We start from the raw sequence: 23461 nt of genomic DNA on the forward strand, positions 1-23461 counted from the left end.
GCGCGTTATTGCACGTTATTCCACGTTATTGCACCGCCACCGGCCCCTGCCCGCCCTCCGCCTCGCGCCTCACGATCGCCATAAAAAGCCGCTCCAGGTCGCATGTGAAGCGCCTCGTATCGAACAACGGCGCCTCGCTTCTCGCCTGGGCGAGACGCTTGCGAATCTGCGCGTGCCAGGCCGGATCACTCGCCAGTGCGAGCGCGATCTGAAAATACCCGTCGAGATCGTGCGCGACCAGTTCGTCCAGCCCCACCGCATGCAGCAGGCTCGCGCCCACGCGCCCCGCGAACAACGCACCGACAGCCGACACCATCGGCACGCCCGCCCACAGCGCGTCGCTGCCCGTGGTGTGCGAGCCGGTCGGCAAGGTATCCAGCGCGAGATCCGCCAGTTGCAGCCGCGCGAGATGCGCCTCTTGCGCCAGGCGCGGCGCGAAGATCACGCGTTCGCGCGCCACACCCTGCGTCTCGAAAAACGCATGGAGACGGGCACGCGCGCGTTCGTTGCCGGGGTCGAGCAGCCAGAGCACGCTCGCTGGCGTGGCACTCAACAGACGCGCCCAGATCGACGCCATCCGCGCGTTGAGCTTGAAGGTCTGATTGAAGCTGCAGAACACGAAGCCGCGCTCGGGCAGGCCCGCCGCGGCGCGCGAGGGGCGTTGCGGATCGCGCTCGCGACGATGATCGTTCGGCTGATAGCAATGCGGCATCAGCGCGAGCGTTTCGCTGTAATGCGATGCGGCGGCGGCCGGCGTCACCACCGCATCGCCGATGATGTAGTCCGCGAGGCGCGGCGCGCCCAGCGAGCCGGGATAGCCCAGCCAGCTCACGATCACCGGCGCGGGCCGCAGCGCCGTGATGCCCAGGCGCATGTCCGTCGTGTACCCCTTCAGATCGACGAGCAGGTGGATGCCGTCGCGCACGATCTGCGCGGCGGCCTGCGCATCGGTGAGACCGCCGATGGCGTGGAAGGTAACGGGCATCGCGGCGAGCCGCGTCCGCCAGAATGCGTCGGGCGCATGAATTCCATAGGAATACAGATGAATGTCGAAGCGCGCGGCGTCGTGCAGTTCCAGCACGCCCGCCAGCAGACGCAGCGTGGCGTGCTCGTGAAAATCGGCGGAAAGATAGCCGATGCGCAAGCGCGCGCCCGCATCGCAGGCCGCCAGGGCTTCCGCCAGCCCCGCGCCGCGCGCCACGAGCGGCTGCGCCGCCAGTTCGCCGCGCCAGCGCGTGTGTGCAAAACGCCGCCCCGCTTCGCGATGCAGCCCCGGCGTGAGCGCCGGAATGCCGAGCAGCCCCCACGGCGTGAGGTTTTCCGCCGCGCCCGAGGCCACCATCTGCAGCGCCGCCTGATCGATGAGATCGAGGTCCGTCCAGTGCGCGACGCGCCGCCGCACGAATTGCACCGATTCCCAGCGCTCGCCCCGGCAATACGCCTCGTCGGCCTCGTCAAGGCGGTTCAGGCGTTCGAGCAGGCCGCCGTAGCACTGCCACAGATGCATCGCTTTCGGGTCGAGTTCCAGCGCCTTTCTCAGGCTCGCCTCGGCGGCCTCGAAGTGGCCCGCGTCCTGTTGCAGCATCGCCAGATTGCCGTGCGCGAGCGCATAGGCGGGGTCGGTTTCGATGGCCGCGCGATAGGCCGCCTCGGCATGCGCGGTGTCGTTGTGCTTTTTGAGGAGATTGCCGAGGTTGTTGAAGACGCGCGCCTCGCGCACGCCCAGATTGATGGCCGAATAGTACGCGGCGACGGCTTCCGTATCACGGCCTTGCCAGAGCAGCGTCCACGCGAGATCGCGCTGCAGTTCGCCGTTCTCGTGCAGGGACAGCGCATGGCGCAGCGCCGCTTCGCCCTGCGCGAACTGCTGCTGGCGAGCGAGCGTCACGCCGAGCTGATGCCAGGCGCCGACGTGCCGGGCATCCTGCGCGAGGATCTCGCGAAAGAGCGCTTCGGCGATGGCGTATTGCTGGGCGTTCAGCCGATCGATGCCGCGCCTGAGCAGATCGGCGCAACGGCTGGAAAGGGTCGGGCTGGAGATTTTCATGTCGCGATAATAGGAAGCCGCTTGGGGCGCGAACATCAGAACGTTCCTGGTTTGGCGCGGCATCGGTCCCACGCGAGCACGGCGCGCAACTGGAAGCGCGCCGCGCAAACCGGTTAAAATGGCGGCCCTCTCAAATTCCGTCCGGCGTGTGGCACAGGCCGGATGTGCACGACTACCCCGCTCGACTACCCGCACAATTACCTCATGGCGAAACTTCTCACCGATCACGAATTCCAGCGCTTTTCCGAGCTTCAGCAGAAACAGGCGAGCTTCACGATTTCGGCCGAGGAAGCCGACGAGCTGCGCGACATCGTCGCGCGCGCGCAGAAGAAGCGCGACGACCGCGCGGACGCGATGAAGACCGTCGAATCCGCCATCGCGCAATTCGAGATCACGCCGGACGAGCTGTTTTCGGCCGAGCAGATCGCCGAAGCCGCACGCAATTTCGGCCTGATCCCGGCCACGCGCAAGGAGCGCGTGCTGCCGCCGTCGCTGACGTTCAACGGCAAGACGCACCAGTGGACCACGCGCGCACTGCCGGAAGAGATCCGCGCGCCGCTGTTCGAGGCGTTCCAGGGCGGCCAGTCGGTGAAGGCCTTCATCGCCACGCCGAAGGACGCCGCGCGCTGCGCCGCGACCATCGCGCGCCTGGAGAAGGAAACCGGCGCGCAGTACGCCGAGGCCTGGCTGGAAGAGTTGTCGGTCACGCGCGCGCAGATCGACGAGGCACTGGCGAAGATCGCCGCTTGAAGCCTCGCCTGAAACTGCACTTGAAACCCCTCGGATCGCCGCTCAGTCGAGCGGCATCCTGAACCCCACCACGCCCGGATCATCCGTCGGCGTCACCGTGAAGCCCATCGCCCGCGCGAGACCGATCATCGGCGCATTCTCGCGCAGCGCCTCGCCAATCAGCCAGTGCGTGCCGCGCGAGCGCGCGTAGGCGATGATGCGATCCATCAGCAAGCGGCCAAGGCCACGCCCCTTCAGCGTGGACAGGATCGCCACGGCGAATTCGGCGGTCTCGTTGTCCGGGTCGGACACCGCGCGCGCGACACCGAGCGTGCGCGGCTTGCCGTCCTCGCCCGCCACGCTCGCGATGAGCGCCATCTCCCGGTCATAGTCGATCTGCGTCATGCGCGCGAGCTGCGAGTGATCGAAGCTGCGCACCGCCGAGAAAAACCGCAAACGCAGGTCATCGGGCGTCATCGATTCGACGAAGGCGCGGTGCATGTCTTCGTCCTCGGGCCGGATCGGCCGGATCGTCAGGCGTTCGCCATGCCAGTCGATGGTTTCCTCCAGGCGGCGCGGGTACGGCATGATCGCGAAGCGGCTGCGCTTTTCGGCGAGGCGGATGCGCGGCGCGGCCAGCACGACGCCCCCCGGCCGCACGCGCAGCGTCAGTTGCAAGCCAACGATCTCGCGCACCTCGCACACCGTCTGGGACAGCTCCGTGAGCGCGCGCAGCGCCGGCTCGGGCGCCACGCGCCGCGCGTAAGGCGACTGCTCGATGATGTCGCGCGAGAGCACCGGATTGAGCGGCGGCAGGCTGTACACGCGCAGCGGCGGCGAAAAACCATCCGGCGACGGCGCGGCGAAGCGAAATACCGGGCCGAAGTTGTCGTCGTCGCGAAATTCCACGCCCACATCCACGATGGTGTCCGGTGGCGCGGGTTCCTCCACCGTCTCCAGCCCGAACGCGGCAAAGAGGCGTGCCGCCTCGTCGCCTTCCAGCATGTCGCGCCCCGCCGCCAGCGCCGCGTGCGCGATGCCCTGGGCGGCCTCGATCGCCGCCGTGCCTTGCGCGGGCAGGCTTTCGGGTGTCTGCATCAGCAACTGGCGCCCCAGCCGGTAATCGACCAGGCGCGCGAACGCCCGCGCGAGACGACGCGGCGTCGTATGCACGGGGATGCCGTGCGCGTGCAGCGCGTCGCGCGTGGCGTCGTCCACGCCGCCGAAAAAGCACGCGAGCATCCCGCGATACGCAAAGCGCTGATGCTCGATCAGGGTGCGCGCCACCGCGTTCACCGGCGCGCTGTGGGTAGGCGCATGCACGACGAACGCCGTGCCGCTCGAACGCTGCGAGGCCAGCGTCTGCAACGCCAGGCCGAAATGCTCCGGCTTCGCCATATCGCCCAGCACGAGCGGATTGCCCGCCTGCGCGTGCGGCAGCGCCGCCTCCACGGCCGCGCGGGTTTCGTCGCTCCATTGCGCGAGCGTGTCGCCGGCCTTGGTGAAGGCGTCGCGCGCGAGCGTCGCCACGCCGTGGTCGCTCGTGATGAGCGTGGCGGTGTCGCTTGCGGCCACACGGCCCACGCCCAGGGTTTCGATTTCGTCGAGCAGATCGTCAAGGGTATCGACGCGTACGAGGCCCGCGCGCCGGAACGCCGCCGTGTACAGCGCGTCGCCCGGCTCGTTGCGCCCGCTGCGCAGCGCGAGCACGGGCTTGTTGCGCGCCGCCGCGCGCGCCGCCGACATGAACTTGCGCGCCGCGCGGATGCTGTCGACTTCGAGCAGGATCGCGCGCGTCGACGGATCGCTCGCGAGATAGTCGAGCACATCGCCCACGTCGATATCGGCCTCGTCGCCCAGCGCAACCGCATGCGAGAAGCCGAGACCGCGCGCATCGGCCCAGCGCAGCACGGCATTGGTGAGCGCGTTCGACTGCGAGACCCACGCCACGCCGCCCTTGCGCGCCACCGTCGCGGCCGCGCCCAGTTGCGCGTTGAGCGCGGGCGTGAGCGCGCCGAGGCTACCCGGACCGAGTATGCGCAACAGATGCGGGCGCGCCGCCGCCAGGGCGTGACGCAGATCGGCGCGGTCTTCCTCGCTGCGCACCTCGCCCACGATGATGGCCGCGCGCGTGCCCATGCCGCCCAGCCGGTGCACGAGCGCGGGCCAGCTCGACGGGCGCGTGCAGATCAGCGCGACGCTGGGCGCCTCGGGCAGATCGCCCGCATCGGCCACCACGGGATGGCCGTCGAAACCGGCGGCCTCGCCAGCATGACGCGGATTAACGGCCCATAGCGGCCCGGCAAATCCGCCTTCGATCAGGCGCTGCCAGACCATCTGGCCGATGCTGCCCTCGCGTTGCGAAGCGCCGATCACGGCCACGGACTTCGGCTGGAATATCGCGTCGAGATTGCGTACGGTCACTGCCCCTCCTCGCTTTTTTGAATGCGCGGGCGCGCTATGGTCGCCGATGACCGCCGCCCGTCGTGACGATGAGGATAGGCGAATCGGCCCGCGAATGCGTGGATATCGCCGCCAGCCGGGCCTCGCGCGACGGCGGCATGGCGTCGCGGTCAAGGACGTGCCGCAGTGCCTCTGTTGCAAATTCGCGGCCTTCCGACACGATCATTATGATTTCAATATTTCATCGTAAAATGCCCCGGCCGCCGCGATATAACGGCGTAGCGCTTATACGCCCGCGATGCACGTCGATCTTCTCACCCTATATTTCCTCGCGATCGGAACCCTTCTCGCCAGCTCCGCGATGACCCTCTGGGAACATCGCACGCACCCGGCGCGCAGCAAGGAACTGAAAATACTCGCAGCCGGTTACGCCACGCTCGCCGTCGGCTGCGCGGCGGTGATCTGGCGTCGGGAGTTGCCCGGCGCATGGGGCTCCGCGCTCAGCAATATGGTCATGCTGTGCGGCTATCTGCTGATCGCCCATGGCCTCGCGGCCATGAACGGGCGGCGCTATCGTCTTGCTTCCGCGCTCATCCTGCTCGTGCAGGCGCTTGCCTGGATCATTTCGGGCGCGCGCTGGCTAGAGATCATGTGGATGTATCTCACCGCGATCCCCATTTCACTGACGGCTGCGATGGCCGCGCGCGAGCTACTGCGCGGCGAGGGCCGTCAATGGGGCCACGCGCGCAATATCGCGGTGCTGGTGACGGGCGCGCACGCGGCGCTCTACGCGTTTCGCGCGGCCGTGCTGCCGTGGCTGGCGGCGCGCTACGGCGACTCCATCCTGCCGATGGTCAGCAAGATCACCCTGTACGAAGGCGTGCTGTATTCCGTCGTCCTGCCGATGACCCTGCTGCGGCTCGTGCGCGAGGAAACCCACAGTCAGCTTTTGCAGGAGTCCCAAACGGACTATCTGACGCGTCTGGGCAACCGCCGCTGGTTCTTCGAAGAAGGCGTGCGCATTCTCGGCCGCGCGGGCAAACATGAGCCGATCTCGCTGCTGGCGTTCGACCTCGACCACTTCAAGGCGATCAACGACCGCTACGGCCATAAGACGGGCGACGAAGTCCTGAAATCGTTTTCGGCGATCGCGCGCGGCGCGCTTGGGCCGCTCGGGCCACGCGCGCTGCTCGCGCGCATCGGCGGCGAGGAATTCGCCGCCTTGCTGCCGGGGCTGGAAAGCGCGCCCGCCCAGGCGGTGGGTGAGCTGATCGTACGGCGTTTCGAGCAGACGGCGGCGCTCGGCATCGACGGTATCGGCATCGGCATGCGCACGACGCTCAGCATTGGCCTCGCGTGCAAGGACGGCGACGCCACGACGCTCACCGATCTGCTCGCCGCCGCCGACAAGGCGCTCTACAGCGCGAAGTCGCTGGGCGGCAACCGGCTGGAGCGCGCCGGCAACGGCGCGCAAACCACGCACGCATAAAAAAGGGCCGCGGGAATCAAACCCGCGGCCCTTTTTACATCCAGCGAATACCCGCGCTTAAATCGACTTGCGGAACGGCGCGCCCGAATGCTCGCGCAGTTCGTTGAAGACGATCTTCGGCCAGGCCTTCTGCGCGACGTCGATTTCGGAGACGTGCGAAGCCAGATAGGTGGGCGCATTCGACGCGTCGTAGGCCATGCGGGCCTCGTACGAATCGGTGAAGCGGCGCAGCTCGACCGGATCGTCGCAGGTCACCCAGCGCGAGAGGCGATAGCGCGCGGGCATCAGGCGCACGGCCACCTTGTATTCGGCCGACAGACGGTGCGACACCACTTCGAACTGAAGCTGGCCGACCGCGCCCAGAATCGTCGCGCCGCCGTGGATCGGGCGGAACACCTGGATCGCGCCTTCCTCGCCGAGTTGCTTGAGCGCTTCGCCCAGTTGCTTCGCGCGCATCGGATCGACCACTTCGACGGTCTGGAAGATTTCCGGCGCGAAGAACGGCAGACCCGTGAATTGCAGGTCTTCGCCTTCGGTGAGCGTGTCGCCCAGACTCAGCGTGCCATGGTTAGGAATACCGATGATGTCGCCAGGATAGGCCTCGGCGACGGTTTCGCGGCGCTGCGACAGGAAGCTCACCACGTTATTGGCGCGGAAGGTCTTGTTGTTGCGCGTGACCTTCAGTTGCATGCCGCGCTCGAAATGGCCCGAGCACACGCGGATGAACGCCACGCGGTCGCGGTGCGCGAGGTCCATGTTGGCCTGCACCTTGAACACGACACCCGTGAATCTGGCTTCGTCGGGCGAGACGGCGCGCTGCACGGCCATGCGCGGCGACGGCGGCGGCGCGAGATCGACCAGCGCGTCCAGAATTTCCTTCACGCCGAAGTTGTTGATTGCCGATCCAAACAGCACCGGCGACTGCTCGCCCGCGAGGAAGGCGTCGCGATCGAAGGTGGGCGTCGCGCCCGTGATCAGCTCGACCTCTTCCTTGGTGCGCTTCCAGTGATAGCCGAAGCGCGCTTCGCCATCGGCGTCGCTGATGTTCTGCAGCGTTTCGACCTCGCCGTCGAGCGAGTGCTGACCCGCGCGGAACACGCGCACCTGATCGCGCTGGATGTCGTAGACGCCCTGGAATTCCTTGCCCATGCCGATCGGCCAGGTGAACGGCACCGCCGCCACGCCCAGATGCTGCTCGATTTCGTCGAGCAGATCGAGCGGCTCGCGCACTTCGCGGTCGAGCTTGTTGATGAACGTAAGAATGGGCGTCTTGCGGCTGCGGCAGACTTCGAGCAGCTTGAGCGTCTGCGCTTCCACGCCGTTCGCGCCGTCGATCACCATCACGGCCGCGTCCACGGCCGTCAGCACCCGATAGGTGTCTTCCGAGAAGTCCTCGTGGCCCGGGGTGTCGAGCAGATTGATGACGGCGTCGCCATACTCGAACTGCATGACCGAGCTGGCGACCGAAATGCCGCGCTGCTTTTCGATCTCCATCCAGTCGGAGGTCGCGAAGCGGCCGCTCTTCTTGCCCTTCACGGTACCGGCGATCTGGATCGCGCCCGAGAACAGCAGCAGCTTTTCGGTGAGCGTGGTCTTACCCGCGTCCGGGTGAGAAATGACCGCGAACGTGCGGCGGCGTCTGAGTTCGGCAACTGACATGGATGGAGCGGGTATCACGGATAAATTCGGGCAACCGGCCGCGCGGCGGGGGTTGCGGATGTGGCCGGCGCATCGGCGGCGGCAGACCGGCTGCGGCGCGGCAGGCGGGCGGCCTGCGCGTCGCGGCCTTCGAGGCGAATAGCACGATCGATCTGAAAAACGCGACCGACGTCCGCGGCAGGAAGGCGCCGGGGACGAATGATACACGGCATTACCGCCCACGACTAAGAGTTCGCTACGCAGGCGCGAGAAGCGGCGCGCGCCGATGGAGCGCTTATGGTGAGCTTTTACGGGAGGCAGGCACTGCAGGGCCGGATGCTGGAAGCTGCAACAGCCGTATGCTGCCTGAATTTTCCACCGCGTGGGTCACGCCGGGATCGCGCAGGACGGCAACGCTCACAAGAAAACGTTTTGCGTCATGGACTTGCGCTCGGCCTGCGAGAGGAATGGCCGCTACCGCGTGAAACAGCCTGGCGCGGCGATAGCGCGGTATCAGGCTGGCGGCGGCGCACCGGAACCGTCGCGCGCCGCTTAAAGGTGAGGACTTACGGGAAGCTGCGCGACGCTCTCATTCCTTGATGAGAAATCGGTCGCGATTCTTCACGCCCGCGAGCCACGCCGGAGCGCGGCCACGGCCGCTCCAGGTTTCGCCGGTCTTGGGATTCACAAAGCGCGCCGGCAGCGGCGTCTTCTTGCGCGCGGACACTGCGGCCGCACTCGTGAAGCCAAGCTCTTCCGCCGTGATTTCGTATTCCGCGATCTTTTCCTTGATGTCGGCGATCGCCTGCGCGACTTCCCTTTCGCGTGCCGCCGCAACTTCCTTGTGCAGCTTTTCGAGTTGTGCGGTCAGTTGCTTGTAGCTCGGCATGAGTAGAGATCTCCAGAAGGGCACAGGTCGCTATTGTGGCTCTTCTCGCGCGCGATAGTGGCAAATTGCGCGTCTTTTTCGCTCATTCCGGTCAAATTATTGCGATTTTTTACACGCGAAATCCAGCGTAACGGGTTCGCTACCGGGTGGTTTCGCGAGCAGGACATCCCTTCACGCGCCGCTCCAGGGCGCATAGCGCTTCCGCGAGGCGCTTGACGCGCTGCAGTTGCGAGGGCACGAGATCGGCGCCCGAAACCGCGGCGACGCGGCCACGCCAGTAAGAAAGGGGAATGCGGTCGGCGCCTGACAGTCTTGCAACGACCTGCTCGAGATGCTCAATATCCTTTTCGAGTTGATGATGATTCATTCCTGTCCCCCGGATTCATCCAGCTTCTGAAAGACGCCATTCAAATGGCGTCGGCGCATTCAATGCCGCATGATGAAAAACGATTAATTCGCGCATTGATCTATTCCGCCGGCTTGCAGACCGGCGCCCGGTTCATTGGCGTAATTTCACCGCCTTTTTTTCTCTGCAAGCTCTCTGACGAGGCGATTTTCCTCACTCGCCTCAATCGAGACTAGAACCAGCGTGACGGACGATCCGTTGTCTACCGCACGGAAAGCAAGCGGCTGCTCGTCCAACCTGACGATAATCAGTCATCAGACAAATCGAAGATTAACGGCCGCTAACATCGCTGTATATTCCACAGTTGTGCAAGGAATATGCGCCACGCATTTTTGATGCGGCCGATGCTTCGCGGTGAGTTGAATAACGGGGCCGGCGTGAAAACGAACGAATCGGAATACGACTGCCTGTTGCACGGCATTTACGCCACGCTCGAACGACCCGCGGCCTGGAAGGATTTTTGCGCCCAATTGCGCGAGGCGCTCGGCGCCGCCTCGATCCAGCTAAGTGCGTTCGACCGCCAGCGCGAACTGTTTTCATGGACCGACGGTTTCACCCTGATGGAAACCGAACCGCTCGAATTCATTCCCGCCCTGTATCGCGACGACGCCCGCCTCGAATGGCTGCGCGCCTGTGCGCCCGGCAAATGGCTCTATTGCTGCAGCGACACGGGGCACAGCCAGGGCCAGGCGGTGTTCGAACCCTATGTGCTCGCGGGCGGCAGCCGCTTCGTCTCGCTCTGCAAGCTACTCGATAGCGGCACGCTCACGGCCATGATCGCGTGCCGCCGCAAGGAAACCGACGGCCCGCTTCCCGAGCCCTTGCGCGCACTGCTCGAACGTCTGACGCCCCACCTCATCCGCGCGATGCGACTGAGCCTGCGCCGCCTGCTGCCCGACGCCGATGCGCTCGCCGGGCAGGCACGCCCGCCCGCGATGCTGGTGAGCGCGATCGGCGAAATCCTGCACAGCAACGAGCCCGCGCAGCGCCTGCTGCGCGCGACCTCGCTCGTGCGCGTGCGCGGCAAGCGCATCGCCCTCGCGGCGCCGCATCAGGCGCGTTTTCTGGAGGATGTGGCGATCAGCGAGGCGCGCCTGAGAAATCGCGTGAACGGCGCGCGGGCCGCGGCGGCGCGTCTGCGGGCGCTGCGCATCGTGAGCGCGGCGGATGGCGCGAGGCGCCAGGAGAGCGCGGGCGACGAATCCGGGGCATCGTTGCCCGCCGCTGCGGAAGTGCTCTACGCGTTCTACAACGTGGTGACGCCGGGCGACGCCTCGACGGCCGATCTGCGCGCCATGGCGGCGCTAACCTTCTACCATCCACGTTCGGCCCCGGCGGTCGACGAGCGGGTGCTGGCGACGGCCTTCGACCTCACGCCCGCCGAATGCCGGATCGTGCATCTGCTGGTGGACGGCTTCACGCCCAAGGAAATTGCCGCGCGCGTGAGCGTTCAGTACGACACGGTGCGCAAGCAACTACAGTCGATCTATCTGAAAACCGCCACGCGACGGCAGCCCGACCTGCTGCGCCTGCTGATGAACCTGCCGGCGCGCGGTCAGCCCGGCACGGACAGTCATTGACGCTCCACCGAAGCAGCGGGCCATCGCGGCGATCGATTTTCGGCCAGATTCGGCCTTATTTCCCCTTGCAGGCGAACACGAGCGTGAAGGTATCGCCGGTCGTCGTCGTGTCGACGGTGTCATAACCCGCCTCCGCGCAGCGCACACGCGCCTGCTGCACGCACGAATCGCGGTCGCCGGCCGCCGGGCACTGCACCTGGATCGTGGGACGGCCATCGGAGAGGAACAGCGGCGGACCGCTGCTGCAAGCGGACAGCGCCGCGAGCAATGCGCAGGCACCCGCCGCGAACGGCAGCCTGCGAAGAGAAGACCAGGAAGACACGGTAGACGGCAGCGAAGCAAAACGAGTCATGGAGTACCCCGGGGGCGTTCTAGTTTTTCGACGTTGCGATTGTGCCACGCCGCGTGACGCCTGAGCGCCATGCGGCCAGCATTGGCGCCCTCTGCAGCCGATGTCTTCAGCGCGACGGCGGCAGCGTTTTGTAAGGCGGCGGCGCGTGCGGGTCGACGCTCACGCGCACGAACACCTGCTCGACATCGGCGATAGCGCTCAGCCGCCGCTCCAGCGCCGCGCGGTCGAATTGCGCGCCAGCACACCCCTCCGCATAAACAAAGCGCCGTTGCACCGTGATCCACAGACTCGTACCGGCGAGACTCGCATCGTCCTTGAACTGCGTGCGGATCGCCTGGGCGATGTCGGCATCGTAGAGATAGGAATTCGGCTTCGAGCACTGGTGCGCGAGCCAGCAGGTCGTGCCGCGCTCGACGCGGTAGTGAGCGTCATCGTCGGCTTCGGCCTTCGTCATGCGCGGGCCGAGCGGTTGCGCACACGCGCCCGGCGCGCTCGACAGCGCGAAAAACGGGTCGTTGTACCAGTTGCGGATTTCGTTCGGGTCGACGGTCGTCGACTGCGCCATCGCCACGGCGGAAAACGTCACAAAAATCGCCACGCCGAGCGTCACGGCACGACACGTCCGCGCCATTCGGCCCCGCACCGCCCTGTGTTTGCGCATGGCAGCCTCCCCGAATGCCGATCCCGTCAAGATAGGACCGCACCGCGCGCGCCGCAATAGCGAGCATTCCTGAACCTTTCGGTACAATCGCTGCGGCGCACCATAGGTCGAACGTGGGCCACGCAGTACAAAAAGAAGGCGCAATTCATAAGTGCATCGACGAAGTGCAACACGCCCCAAGCAGGAGACTCCATGTCGTTCATCATCGTTCTAGCCGCTCTAGCGTTTCTCATGCTTGCCGCCTATCGCGGCTACAGCGTGATTCTGTTCGCTCCCGTGGCGGCGCTCGCCGCCGTCCTGCTCACCGATCCCGCCGCCGTCGCGCCCGTTTTTTCCGGCATTTTCATGGAAAAGATGGTGGGCTTCGTCAAGCTCTACTTCCCCGTGTTCCTGCTCGGCGCCGTGTTTGGCAAGGTCATCGAACTATCGGGCTTCTCTGAAGCGATCGTCGCCGCCGCGATCCGCTATATCGGCAGCTCGCGGGCCAATGCCGTGATCGTGGCCGTGTGTGCGTTGCTGACTTACGGCGGCGTTTCGCTGTTCGTGGTGGTGTTCGCGGTCTATCCGTTCGCCGCCGAACTCTATCGCCAGAGCGACATCCCCAAGCGCCTGATGCCCGGCGCGATCGCGCTCGGCGCGTTCTCGTTCACGATGGATTCGCTGCCCGGCACGCCGCAAATCCAGAACATCATCCCGACGACCTTCTTCAAGACCACCGCCTGGGCCGCGCCCGTGCTCGGCGTGATCGGCTCGCTCTTCATCATCGTCGTGGGCCTCACCTACCTCGAATGGCGCCGCCGCAGCGCGATGGCGAAGGGCGAAGGCTACGGCACCTCGCTCGTGAACGAACCCGAGCACGTCAAGACCGATCATCTGCCCAATCCGCTGCTGGCCATCACGCCGCTCGTGCTGGTGGGCGTGGCGAACTTCTTCCTCACGCGCTGGATTCCGCAGTGGTACGGCGACACCTACACCGTCACGCCCGACGTGCTGCCCGGCATCCACACGCCCGTGACCACCACGGTCAAACAGGTCGTGGCGATCTGGTCGGTCGAGGGCGCGTTGCTGCTCGGCATCGTGTTCGTGGTGATCACTGCGTTCTCGCGTGTGAAGGAGCGCTTCGCCACAGGCACGAAGACCGCTGTCGCGGGCGCGCTGCTGGCATCGCTCAATACGGCTTCGGAATATGGCTTCGGCGGCGTGATCGCGGCGCTGCCCGGTTTTATCGTGGTGAGCAACGCGCTCAAGGCAATTCCGAATCCGCTGGTGAATGCCGCGGTTTCGGTGAGCGCGCTTGCCGGGATTACGGGATCGGCATCGGGCGGCATGAGTATCGCGCTGGCTGCAATGTCCGATACGTTCATCAAGGGCGCGCAAGCCGCGCATATTCCGCTCGACGTGCTGCATCGCGTGGTGGCCATGGCCAGCGGCGGCATGGATACGCTGCCGCATAACGGCGCGGTGATTACGCTGCTGGCTGTGACCGGACTGACGCACCGCGAGTCTTACCGCGACATTTTTGCTGTCACGGTGATCAAGACGTTGGCGGTGTTTTTTGTGATTGCGGTTTTTTATACGACCGGGTTGGTTTGAGGTCGGTGGGTGGGGCCGTGAGCCGTTCTGGAACAACAAAAGTTTGTCATTGTCGGACAAACTATGTTGTCAAATCCGCCCACGAAATGTGACAACACCCGCTACATCGCCAGATTTTCCGGCCAGCCTCGGTTACAACTTTTGCGGGCGTTCGGCGCAACGAGTTTGAATGCGTTGAGCAAGTTGACAGAGTCGAACGACGCCTCAGGTGAATGGCTTCATTCGGCTCTCATCACCGTGGCGGAATCCCTCTCCCGCCACGGTGGCTAGCCGTTTGAAATCTCGATGCCAAGGGCAGCAAGCACGGCGAAACATCGTCTTGCTCGCTGCCACAACGTCGCCATTGTTTAGCGGACGTTGCTTAACTTTTCGCTTCAGGGCATTGACGAATTGTCCGTTTCTTTGCCTGATTTTTCATTAGCTGTGGGAAACCTAAGACGTCAAATTCATGGACTCAAATCGCCTCGTCACACTTTCCGGCTTGCTGGAAAAGCACGCGCAACCAGATCCCGAAGGCGGCATTGAATGTAGTGCCGACGCCTGCCTGCTAAGCCAACAATACGAAGATGCTTTGTCGGGCTACTATGGGCTCGACATGGATGTGCCCCGTATTGCAACGAAGGCGTCATACTGCGAAATGATGCTCGGCCGCGCCGATGATGCAAGAACACGCCTTACTGCACTCATCGAAGACCTTGAGCCGGATGGCATTGGATTATTGTGTCAGATGATCCGCCATGTGTCTGATTATAAGGAGAGGCAGGCGCAGAGAGAGGCCGTTTGGCCGCACCTGCGGTATGCGATTGCGGGCGACAGCGTTCCAATGATTACTGCCACTGCCAGGACGCGAGACTGGTGGCCAGCTGACGCAGACGATACAGACCAACGATATCGTGATATCAAACGGCTCTTCTCGCTTCACCCCGACAGCGACGAATTGCGCCTAGCCCTGCACGTTGAGATTCAACGAAATGGCGGCACACCGGCCGAACAGCTCGCACTTCTTCGAGAGAGCCGACCCGGGGTGCGGATCTCGCGGCATGTATGGCAGCAAGCCATAGTGGCGTACGCGACAAATGAACTCGATGAAGCGCTTTCGCTGTTGGAGGAGGTTCAAAAACGTGAGTTAGGCAGTGAAGAGCCGAATCAACATCTGCTTTTCACGGTCCGGCTTGCGATGTGCGAAATCTCGGCAAACAACAATCATTCGCAAGCGTTTGCCGACTTCGATGCGTTGATCGTTGACACCAAGCTCCACGCAGAAGATCGCGTGACGGCTGTGCGAGTCGCCTTGGCGGTGGCTTGCCGCTTAGCGACAAATCGAGTTCCCAACCTCGCGACAATCTACCTGTCGGCACTTGAGGCATGTGACTCAAAGATTGACTTGGCAAGCGGACAACTTTCGGATGACCCGAATCCTGTATTCGGAGCTGATTGGGATACCTATGGCGACCCTTGGCCGTTCCCGGATCTACAGCCGTGGAAGGAACTGCTGACGAATCACGTTGGCGAACGTGAGGCAGTCTACTTTCGCGCAGCGTTTGTCACCAATGGGATGGACCTTCTTGAAGAAGATCAACCGGCGGCGTGGTGGGAAAGCCTTTCGCATGCGCTCGGGAGCATCGCCGGTTACGAATCGGACTTCAACGGCGCCCTGCTCTCGCTTCATGCCGCGATTGTGTCGCATCGGCAACGCCCCAGTTGGTCAACGGTCGGTCGCGACTGGATGACTTCCGAATGGCTCGTATGTGAGGCTGGTCTTAATTTCAGCCACGGCGGGCTTAAACTGGCTGCTGCCAGTCGGAACAAGACGGCACTTCGCTCCTTTGCGAAGGCAGCCGAGAAGCAGTTGCAAACTTACCTCCCCGCGCCAGAGTTGGCTTACGATCGGACTGAGGAATTGATACAAGCGTTGGCGGATAAAGAATTAGGCGCAGAGATCTACCAATTGTTGAGGACAGCTTCCGAGGGCGACGACCGGCCCAGCGTCCAGTTCCGCTTCGGGTTTTGGGCTCACACGACAAAACATAGCGAACAAGCCAAGACCGCGTACGCCCGCACTTTGAAGAAGGAACCCGAAAATTTTGGGGCGATTTACAACTCCTTGATCTTATGCAAATCGCACGAAGACGCTCTGCGCCTCTTGGAACTGGAGAAATTCGCCATTCAGTACCCTGACACGGACGCGGAGAAGAAGCAACGTCTTCTCGACCAGGTCAGTCAAGCCAAAGAGCGTTGCCGTGACCACGAAGGGGAAAAGCGAGAAATCGTTCGCACCGAACTCGCTAACCAGCCAACGCTCCGAAGCACCCCCGTCAAGTTAGAGGAAGTCTCGCTGCGCGGGGCAATCGCGCTGCTCGCTTTATTCCGTTGTGCGAAAGCAGAACCAGGAGACGACCGGCTGCCGCCGTTCGACAAATCCGATGTCAGTTTTTCACCTGCAAATAGCTGCCGACGTGGCATTTTCGACCTGATTGAAGTCGGCCTTCTCGCTGCTGATCCGAACAGCAGCGTCGACGCTTTCTCAGTTTCCAACGGAAAAATTGACGGCTGGTACCTTGGTAGCATCCACTGGCGCCTATCTCCGGTTGCAGGCGAACTTGTCGAAGAGCTTCGAAATATCAACGGAAAAATCCCCGAGTTCTGGCGGCGCGACGTCGAACCCATCGCGCTTGAGCTTGCGCGTGGGGAGTTAACCGAATATATCTGCCATCTTTCAGATGAGCGCAGTTGGCCCGCGCCAGAAAACACCGAAGAGGTAGCGGACCTCGTACGCATACTTGCGAACGAAGTTCCCATCTCTCAGGCATTTTATCTGACGTACCTCGGCGCGATGTCGGCAAGTGACTACAAAGCCAAGTATCGCGTTGGCGGCCAGCGCGCCGCCGACATGCTTATCAAGCGGACAGGCCAGCGCCTAGAGTGGCTTCGCGAAGGGCGGCTTGCGCCTAGAGTCTACGATCGCCCATGGAGATTGCCTCGCTCGGCGATCAGTTATGCTCTCTGGGGAACGGTCTTAAACAAGGGCGACATGGGCTTTGGTCACCGTATCAGTGACGCGCTTGGAGATCTGGGCCCTGACCATCCCCGCCCGTCGCAGTCGCCAGAAGATGAACACCCATGATCGCCGAGTTTTGCTGCGCTCAGAGCACGCCACCTCGCCAGGCAACTTGGCGAGATAAAGTGAAGACTGAGTGCATGCCAACAGCACCTTGGTCGCTCGTTCGAAGCCACATGCGGGCTTCAGGGGGAGAGCGGTAGGTACGCAGGCGCCTCTTCGGGTGGAACGTCCCTATAGAGCGCCGCCTGACTTCCAAATTCCCGCCAAAGTCAGTGCCCGAAATCGGAAATGCGCCAGACTTCCCGTTGCGCGGATTGGCTCTATGTTAGGAATCGGGGCCCAAAACTTAAGAAAAATGCCAAACATCCCGCCCCGACAATGTCAAACTTAAGTTGTTTCAGCAAGCCGCTACGCTCACGGCTTTCCCGCCACATGCGGCGTAAGCGCCCCCAACCAGCACGCCACCGCCACCGCGCCGCCATCGGGCGCCCCAATCGCGCGCTTGCCCAGATAGCTCGCGCGCCCCGCACGCGGATGCATATGCGCCGTGGCCTGCGCGCCCTGTTCGGCCGCCAAAACGGCGGCACCCCACGCCTGCTGCACCGCCTGCCCCTTCTTCAGCGCATCTTCGAACGCCTCGACCGCCGGTGTCAACGCGTCGAGCATCGTGCGATCGCCAGCCTTCGCGCCGCCCAGTTCGCTGATCGCCTCGATCGCCGCGCGCCATGCGCGCGCCCATTGCTGCGGGGTCGGCTCGGGCGTATCGGCGAGCACCCGCGAAGCGCGCAGTAGCGCCGTGGCGTAGAACGGCCCCGAACTTCCCGCGATGGCGCGACGCAAACTCGCGCCCAATGCGCCCAGCGCTTGCGGCGCAGCGCCAAGCGCGTCCACCGGCAGCGCGGCAGCCGCATCGGCGGCACGATGCATGCTCGCGCCGAGATCGCCGTCGCCCGCCAGCGCATCAAGCTCAGTCAAGCGCGCCTCGTTCTGCACCAACGCCTGCGCAACCGCATCCAAGGCAGCTTTGGCCCGAGCCGCCCACGCGGCGCGCGAAGCATCCAACGGCTTTGCTATGGAATCCTCATGAACAGCATGAGACACCACCTCCAGACGGATGGTCGGATTGATGCGGCCTTTGCCTGGCCATGCGTGGGCTTCGGTCGCCGCGTCGAGCAGCGCGAGCCTGCTGTCGTCGACACGCATCAGCGAAATCGAACAACCCGGCATATTGAGCGCCGATAGCAGCGTCCCCACCCACGCGCGCTCGACACGCACCTCACGACGCCGCAGGCTGGCATAAGCCGCGCGCAGCACGATATCGAGTTCCATCTGCGGCGTTGCGCCCAGACCGTTGACGAGCAGCACCACGCGCTCGCCGCGTTTGATGGCGAGGTCTTCGAGAATATTCACGAGCAGCGCTTCGGTCAGCGCGTCGGCGGGCAGAGGCGCGCTGCGCTCCACGCCTTTTTCACCGTGAATCCCGAGGCCGAGTTCGATCTCGTCGTCGGCGAGCGTGAAGCTCGATTGCGCCACGCCCGGCAGCGTGCAGCCGTCGAGCGCCACGCCCATCGTGCCCAGGTTCGCCGCCGCATCGCGCGCCGTCGCCGCCACCACGTCGAGCGCCGCGCCGCGTGCGGCCGCCGCGCCCGCGGTCTTGTGGATCAGCACGGTCCCCGCGATACCGCGCCGCTGATGCTTTTCGGCGTGAGCGCGTAGCGCGACGTCGTCGGCCACGGTCACGACTTCGACCGGGATGCCTTCGGCGCGCGCGAGTTCAGCGGCAAGACCGAAGTTGAGGCGGTCGCCCGTGTAGTTCTTGACGATCAGGAGCGCGCCCCGGGGTCCCGCCGTCGCGCGGATCGCCGCAAGCACGGCGTCGGTCGGCGGCGAGGTGAATACTTCGCCGCACACGGCCGCGCTCAACATGCCCGCGCCCACGTAGCCGCCGTGCGCCGGTTCGTGGCCACTGCCGCCGCCCGAGATCAGCGCTACCGCACGCGCTTTCGGCTCGGGAATATCGCGGCGCACGAGCACGTTTTCATCGCCCAGGATGACGATATGAGGGGCTTGCAGCGCAATGCCTTCGAGCATTTCGCGCACGACGTCGGACGGTTGATTGACCAGTTTCTTCATGACGTTCCCGATGAATACGGTTGGACATGCCGGCCATCAAGCGCACACATGCGGTGTCATTGCGCGCCAGTGGCTGCGCCCAGTGTACGCCGCTCGCCCCTGGCGGCGCGCGGTGGCGCTCACTTGCTGCTCAGCTACCGCTCACTCACGCGCGCCGTTACGACCTCAAAACCGCCTCAATGACGCAGGAAATCCAGCACCATCCGATTGAACGCATCCGCATGTTCCCACTGCGCCCAGTGGCCGCAACGGTTGAACACGTGCAATTGCGCGTTCTGCATGCCCGCGAGCAGACGCAGACCGATATCCATCGGCACGAAGCGATCGTCGCGCCCCCAGATCACAAGCGCGGGTGCGGCGATCTCGCCAAGGCGCGGACCGTAATCGGTGAATTGCTTCGGATTCGCCGCGAGGCTCTTCACGAAGTTCTCAAGGTGATCGCGACGCGCAAGCATATTGTCGAGCCGCGCCTGCATGAGTTCGTCGGTCAGCGCGCTCGCGTCATAAACGAACACGTTCATCATGCGCTTGAGGTTATCGATGCTGGGCTCGCGGTAAAGCCCTTGTAGCAGCTTGATGCCTTCGGTAGGCATCGGCGCGAAGCTGCTCGGGCCGCCGGTGCCGCCGCCCATCAGCACAAGCTTGCCGACACGCTGCGGATTGGCGAGCGCGAACGCCACCGCGCTATGCCCGCCCATCGAGTTGCCGAGGATATGCACGCGCTCGATGTCGAGCACATCGAGCAGCCCCTTGAGCACACGGCCATTCAATTCGGAACGCGACGTCGTGCAGACGATCGGATCGCTCTTGCTCCAGCCCGGGCAATCCATCAGGATCACGCGATAGCCCGCCGCAACGAGCGGCTCGACATTGCGGTTGAAGTTGGCCCAGCCGCTCGCGCCCGGCCCCGAGCCGTGCAGCATCACGACGGTTTCGCCGTTTGCATGGGCCGCGCCCGCGCCCGTATCGTTGTAGTGAATCTGCAGTTCGAGTTCGCCGTCTTTCACGCGAGCGAACTGGCTCGTGGAGGCTTCCGTGATCGTGTGTGCCGTCGCAGTCATGATGATGTCCTTGCAGTCAATCTGCCAATAAGCCCGCTAATCCTTCATGAAGCAGGCGCTTGCCTGCTCCGCCAAAAAAACCTCAAACGCCTTGTGCGCCGGTTGCGCCACGCCGCGCGAAGCCGCCCACCACCGTCAACGCGGCGAGCGCCGCGATCACGCACAGCGGAATGCTCGACGCGACCAGCATCGAGGGGCTCTGTCCCAGCGCGAACAATTGCCCCGCCACCAGCGGCCCGAGAATCGAGCCGAGCCGCCCCACCGCCACCGCCGCGCCCACGCCGGTGCCGCGCACTTCGGTGGGATAGGCGTGACCCGCGAGCGCGTAGAGCGCCGACTGGCCGCCGACGAGGAAGAGACCGCACAGCAGGCCGCCGCACGCCATCGACACCGCGCCGCCCGCGCTCGCGAGCGCGGCAAGCGCCAGCGCAATGCCCGCGTACATGCCGATCACCGTGCGGCGTCGCCCGAGACGATCCATGATCGTTGCGATCGCAACGGCCCCGATGCCGCCGCCGATGTTGAACATCATCAGCACGATGTTCGACTGCACGCGCGTGAGGCCGCGCGAGAGCACCATCGAAGGCAGCCAGTTCATCAGGAAATACAGCACGATCAGCGTGCCGAGGTAGCTGATCCACAGCGCGAGCGTGGTGCGCGCGCGGCCATGACGCCACAGGGCTTCGCTCACGCCTGGCACGCTTTCACGCGACGCTTGCGCGGCGCGCGCCGCCACGAACTGATGCGACTCGCGCAGAAACACGCCGAGCAGCGGCACCATCACGATTGGCCCGAGGCCGCCGACGTAAAACACATCGCGCCAGCTCGTCGGACTCGCGCCCAGTATGCCGATCAACGCCGCAATGGCCGCGCCGAACGGCATGCCGCAATACATGGCGCCCACCGCCGTGCTGCGCTGCCGCGGGTCCGCGGCTTCCGAGCACAGCGCGATGAGATTGGGCATCGCCGCGCCCAGCCCCAGGCCCGTCAACAGACGCGCGAGCAGCAGGCTTTCGAAGCTCCAGACCAGCGTGGTCGCGAGCGAAAACAGGCCGAACAGCGTGACCGACGCCATCAGCACGCGCTTGCGCCCGAAGCGATCGGCAAGACGCCCGCCCAGCGCCGCGCCCGGCAACAGGCCGATGGCGCCCGCGCTGAACGCCCAACCCATCTGCGCCACGGCGAGCGAAAACTCCTTCGCCATGCGCGGGCCGGCCACGCCCGCCGATTGCAGGTCCAACCCTTCGAGCAACGCAATAGCGAGGCAAAGTCCAATCGTCGCTTTGCTGCTTCCTCCAGCACCGCTGCTTCGTGACGTCATTTAAAAAGTCTCCGATGTAGGTTGTCAGCCGCTCTTGCCGGCGGCTAATCGTCCGTATTGCCCGTACTACGTAGCAACGCCGCGAATCGCTTCGTGCGACGCGCGGCGTGCGTTTTTACTGCGAACCCGCTTCAATGCGCTGCTTCAGATCGAGCGCGACGTCCACAATCATGTCTTCCTGGCCGCCCACCATGCGGCGCTTGCCCAGTTCGACCAGAATATCCACGGTTTTAAGGCCGTATTTCTTTGCGGCGACTTCGGAGTGGCGCAGGAAGCTCGAATAAACACCCGCATAACCGAGCGCCAGCGTTTCGCGATCCACGCGCACCGGTCGATCCTGCAAGGGGCGCACGATATCGTCAGCGGCGTCCATCAGCGTGTAGAGATCGGTGCCGTGATTCCAGCCCAGGCGCTCCGCCGCGGCAATGAACACTTCGAGCGGCGCATTACCCGCACCCGCGCCCATGCCCGCAAGCGACGCATCGATGCGGTCGCAACCTTCTTCCACCGCGACGATCGAATTCGCCACGCCCAGCGAGAGGTTGTGGTGCGCGTGCATGCCGGTTTGCGTTTCCGACTTGAGCACCTGTTTGACGGCGCGAAACCGGTCGCGCACGTCGTTCATCGTCAACGCGCCACCCGAATCGACCACATAAATGCAGGTCGCGCCGTAGTCTTCCATCTTCTTCGCCTGGACCGCCAGATTCTCGGGCGTGGTCATGTGGCTCATCATCAGGAAGCCGACCGTATCCATGCCAAGCTCACGCGCATATTCGATGTGCTGCTTCGAAATATCCGCTTCCGTGCAATGCGTCGCGACGCGCACGACGCGCGCGCCCGCATCGTAAGCGGTCTTGAGATCGTGAATCGTGCCGATGCCGGGCAGCAGCAGCGTCGCGATCTTCGCGTGCTTCACGACGTCCGCGACCGCCTCGATCCATTCAAGATCGGTATGCGCGCCAAAGCCGTAATTGAAGCTCGAACCTTGCAGGCCGTCGCCGTGCGCGACTTCGATCGAATCGACTTTCGCTTGATCCAGCGCACGCGCGATGTCCTGCACGTTCTGAATCGAATATTGATGACGAATCGCGTGGCTGCCGTCGCGCAGCGTGACGTCGGAGATATAGAGTTTTTTGCTCATCGCTTTACGCTCCTTGCACGCTCAAGAGCGTCTGCGCCATGCGCTCGGCGGTGGCGAGCGCGGCGGAAGTCATGATGTCGAGATTGCCTGCATACGCGGGCAGATAATGGGCGGCGCCCTCCACTTCGAGAAACACCGACGTTTTCAGGCCGCTGAATTGGCCAAGTCCCGGAATATGCAAAGGCGCGCTCGCGGGAATTTCATCGAATTGCACTTTTTGCTTGAGGCGATAGCCCGGCACATACGCATTCACTTTCGCCACCGTCTCTTCGATCGAACGCTCCACGGCGTCGCGATCGGCCAGTGCGGAAAGCGTATAAACCGTGTCGCGCATCATCACCGGCGGCTCAGCCGGATTCAGCACGATGATGGCTTTACCCTTCGCCGCGCCGCCCACGGCTTCGATCGCTTTCGAAGTGGTCTCCGTGAATTCGTCGATATTGGCGCGCGTGCCCGGCCCCGCCGATTTACTGCTGATCGACGCGACGATTTCCGCGTAATGCACCTTCGCCACGCGCGACACCGCCGCGACAACAGGAATCGTCGCCTGGCCGCCGCACGTGACCATATTCACGTTGGGCGCGTTGATATGCGCGTCGAGATTCACGACCGGCACGCAATACGGCCCAATCGCGGCAGGCGTCAGATCGATCACACGAATCGACGGCTTCAGCTTGCGCAGCAACGCATCGTTCTTCACATGCGCGCCTGCGGACGTAGCGTCGAACACGAAATCGATCTCATCGAACACGGGCAGGCGCGTGAGCCCTTCCACGCCTTCATGCGTGGTCGCCACGCCCAGACGCGCCGCGCGCGCGAGGCCATCGGAGTTGGGATCGATGCCCACCATCGCCGCCATTTCCAGATGCTGGCTGTGGCGCATGATCTTGATCATCAGGTCCGTGCCGATATTGCCGGAGCCGATGATCGCGGCCTTGAGTTTTTCGGAAGCCATTT

At 64.1% G+C, this 23461-nt stretch carries 17 protein-coding genes; 5 read left to right on the forward strand and 12 right to left on the reverse strand.

Translation table 11 applies throughout. From position 1 onward, the window contains the following. Window positions 1–25 precede the first annotated feature (25 nt). Entirely contained in the window at window positions 26–2083 is a 2058-nt protein-coding gene (locus B0G62_RS15515) for an O-linked N-acetylglucosamine transferase, SPINDLY family protein (RefSeq protein WP_167401274.1), read from the reverse strand. 168 nt (window positions 2084–2251) lie between these two features. Here B0G62_RS15515 and B0G62_RS15520 point away from each other — a divergent pair, with 168 nt between their 5' ends. Beyond that, a complete protein-coding gene (locus B0G62_RS15520; RefSeq protein WP_103705090.1) occupies window positions 2252–2797 on the forward strand; it encodes a hypothetical protein in 546 nt (181 codons plus the stop codon). A 42-nt stretch (window positions 2798–2839) separates the two neighbouring features. On the opposite strand, the gene B0G62_RS15525 is transcribed toward B0G62_RS15520, so the two are convergent. Beyond that, window positions 2840–5200, reverse strand: coding sequence for a GNAT family N-acetyltransferase (locus B0G62_RS15525; RefSeq protein WP_103705091.1), 2361 nt, complete (start codon window positions 5198–5200; stop codon window positions 2840–2842). A 277-nt stretch (window positions 5201–5477) separates the two neighbouring features. Here B0G62_RS15525 and B0G62_RS15530 point away from each other — a divergent pair, with 277 nt between their 5' ends. Further along, complete coding sequence (locus tag B0G62_RS15530; RefSeq protein WP_103705092.1) at window positions 5478–6668, forward strand: GGDEF domain-containing protein; 1191 nt, start codon at window positions 5478–5480, stop codon at window positions 6666–6668. Window positions 6669–6725: 57 nt separating this feature from the next. Here the strand turns inward: B0G62_RS15530 and B0G62_RS15535 are convergent, their stop codons facing one another. The 3 genes from B0G62_RS15535 to B0G62_RS15545 all read right to left on the reverse strand — a co-directional run bounded on the left by B0G62_RS15535 (window position 6726) and on the right by B0G62_RS15545 (window position 9562). Continuing rightward, window positions 6726–8327: a peptide chain release factor 3 gene (locus B0G62_RS15535; RefSeq protein WP_103705093.1), complete on the reverse strand. Its 1602-nt coding sequence runs from the start codon at window positions 8325–8327 to the stop codon at window positions 6726–6728. Between the two features lie 568 nt (window positions 8328–8895). Continuing rightward, entirely contained in the window at window positions 8896–9195 is a 300-nt protein-coding gene (locus B0G62_RS15540) for an H-NS histone family protein (RefSeq protein ID WP_103705094.1), read from the reverse strand. Window positions 9196–9334: 139 nt separating this feature from the next. Then, window positions 9335–9562: a hypothetical protein gene (locus tag B0G62_RS15545; protein WP_103705095.1), complete on the reverse strand. Its 228-nt coding sequence runs from the start codon at window positions 9560–9562 to the stop codon at window positions 9335–9337. A 416-nt stretch (window positions 9563–9978) separates the two neighbouring features. Between B0G62_RS15545 and B0G62_RS15550 the strand changes: the two genes are divergently transcribed. Further along, window positions 9979–11181, forward strand: a complete 1203-nt coding sequence (locus B0G62_RS15550) for a helix-turn-helix transcriptional regulator (RefSeq protein ID WP_167401275.1) — start codon at window positions 9979–9981, stop codon at window positions 11179–11181. 55 nt (window positions 11182–11236) lie between these two features. Here B0G62_RS15550 and B0G62_RS15555 read toward each other — a convergent pair whose 3' ends face one another. Further along, entirely contained in the window at window positions 11237–11533 is a 297-nt protein-coding gene (locus B0G62_RS15555) for a hypothetical protein (protein WP_227473235.1), read from the reverse strand. 106 nt (window positions 11534–11639) lie between these two features. Beyond that, window positions 11640–12098: a BON domain-containing protein gene (locus B0G62_RS15560; RefSeq protein ID WP_244193268.1), complete on the reverse strand. Its 459-nt coding sequence runs from the start codon at window positions 12096–12098 to the stop codon at window positions 11640–11642. Window positions 12099–12386: 288 nt separating this feature from the next. Here B0G62_RS15560 and B0G62_RS15565 point away from each other — a divergent pair, with 288 nt between their 5' ends. Continuing rightward, window positions 12387–13787 carry a GntP family permease gene (locus B0G62_RS15565; protein WP_103705098.1) on the forward strand — a complete coding sequence of 467 codons (1401 nt, stop codon included), beginning with the start codon at window positions 12387–12389 and terminating at the stop codon, window positions 13785–13787. 448 nt (window positions 13788–14235) lie between these two features. Next, complete coding sequence (locus B0G62_RS15570) at window positions 14236–16911, forward strand: hypothetical protein (RefSeq protein ID WP_146055303.1); 2676 nt, start codon at window positions 14236–14238, stop codon at window positions 16909–16911. A gap of 351 nt (window positions 16912–17262) precedes the next feature. Here B0G62_RS15570 and B0G62_RS15575 read toward each other — a convergent pair whose 3' ends face one another. The 5 genes from B0G62_RS15575 to B0G62_RS15595 form a co-directional block, all read right to left on the reverse strand. Then, entirely contained in the window at window positions 17263–18981 is a 1719-nt protein-coding gene (locus B0G62_RS15575; protein ID WP_103705100.1) for a dihydroxyacetone kinase family protein, read from the reverse strand. 176 nt (window positions 18982–19157) lie between these two features. Further along, window positions 19158–20042 (reverse strand): alpha/beta fold hydrolase, encoded by an 885-nt coding sequence (locus B0G62_RS15580; protein WP_103705101.1) that lies wholly within the window; start codon window positions 20040–20042, stop codon window positions 19158–19160. An 82-nt stretch (window positions 20043–20124) separates the two neighbouring features. Continuing rightward, entirely contained in the window at window positions 20125–21363 is a 1239-nt protein-coding gene (gene mhpT / locus B0G62_RS15585; RefSeq protein ID WP_103705102.1) for a 3-(3-hydroxy-phenyl)propionate transporter MhpT, read from the reverse strand. A gap of 115 nt (window positions 21364–21478) precedes the next feature. After that, window positions 21479–22504 carry a 4-hydroxy-2-oxovalerate aldolase gene (gene dmpG, locus B0G62_RS15590; protein WP_103705103.1) on the reverse strand — a complete coding sequence of 342 codons (1026 nt, stop codon included), beginning with the start codon at window positions 22502–22504 and terminating at the stop codon, window positions 21479–21481. Window positions 22505–22508: 4 nt separating this feature from the next. Continuing rightward, window positions 22509–23459, reverse strand: coding sequence for an acetaldehyde dehydrogenase (acetylating) (locus B0G62_RS15595; protein ID WP_103705104.1), 951 nt, complete (start codon window positions 23457–23459; stop codon window positions 22509–22511). Window positions 23460–23461 lie beyond the last annotated feature (2 nt).

It is taken from the genome of Paraburkholderia eburnea, assembly GCF_002917095.1.
Lineage (GTDB): Bacteria > Pseudomonadota > Gammaproteobacteria > Burkholderiales > Burkholderiaceae > Paraburkholderia > Paraburkholderia eburnea.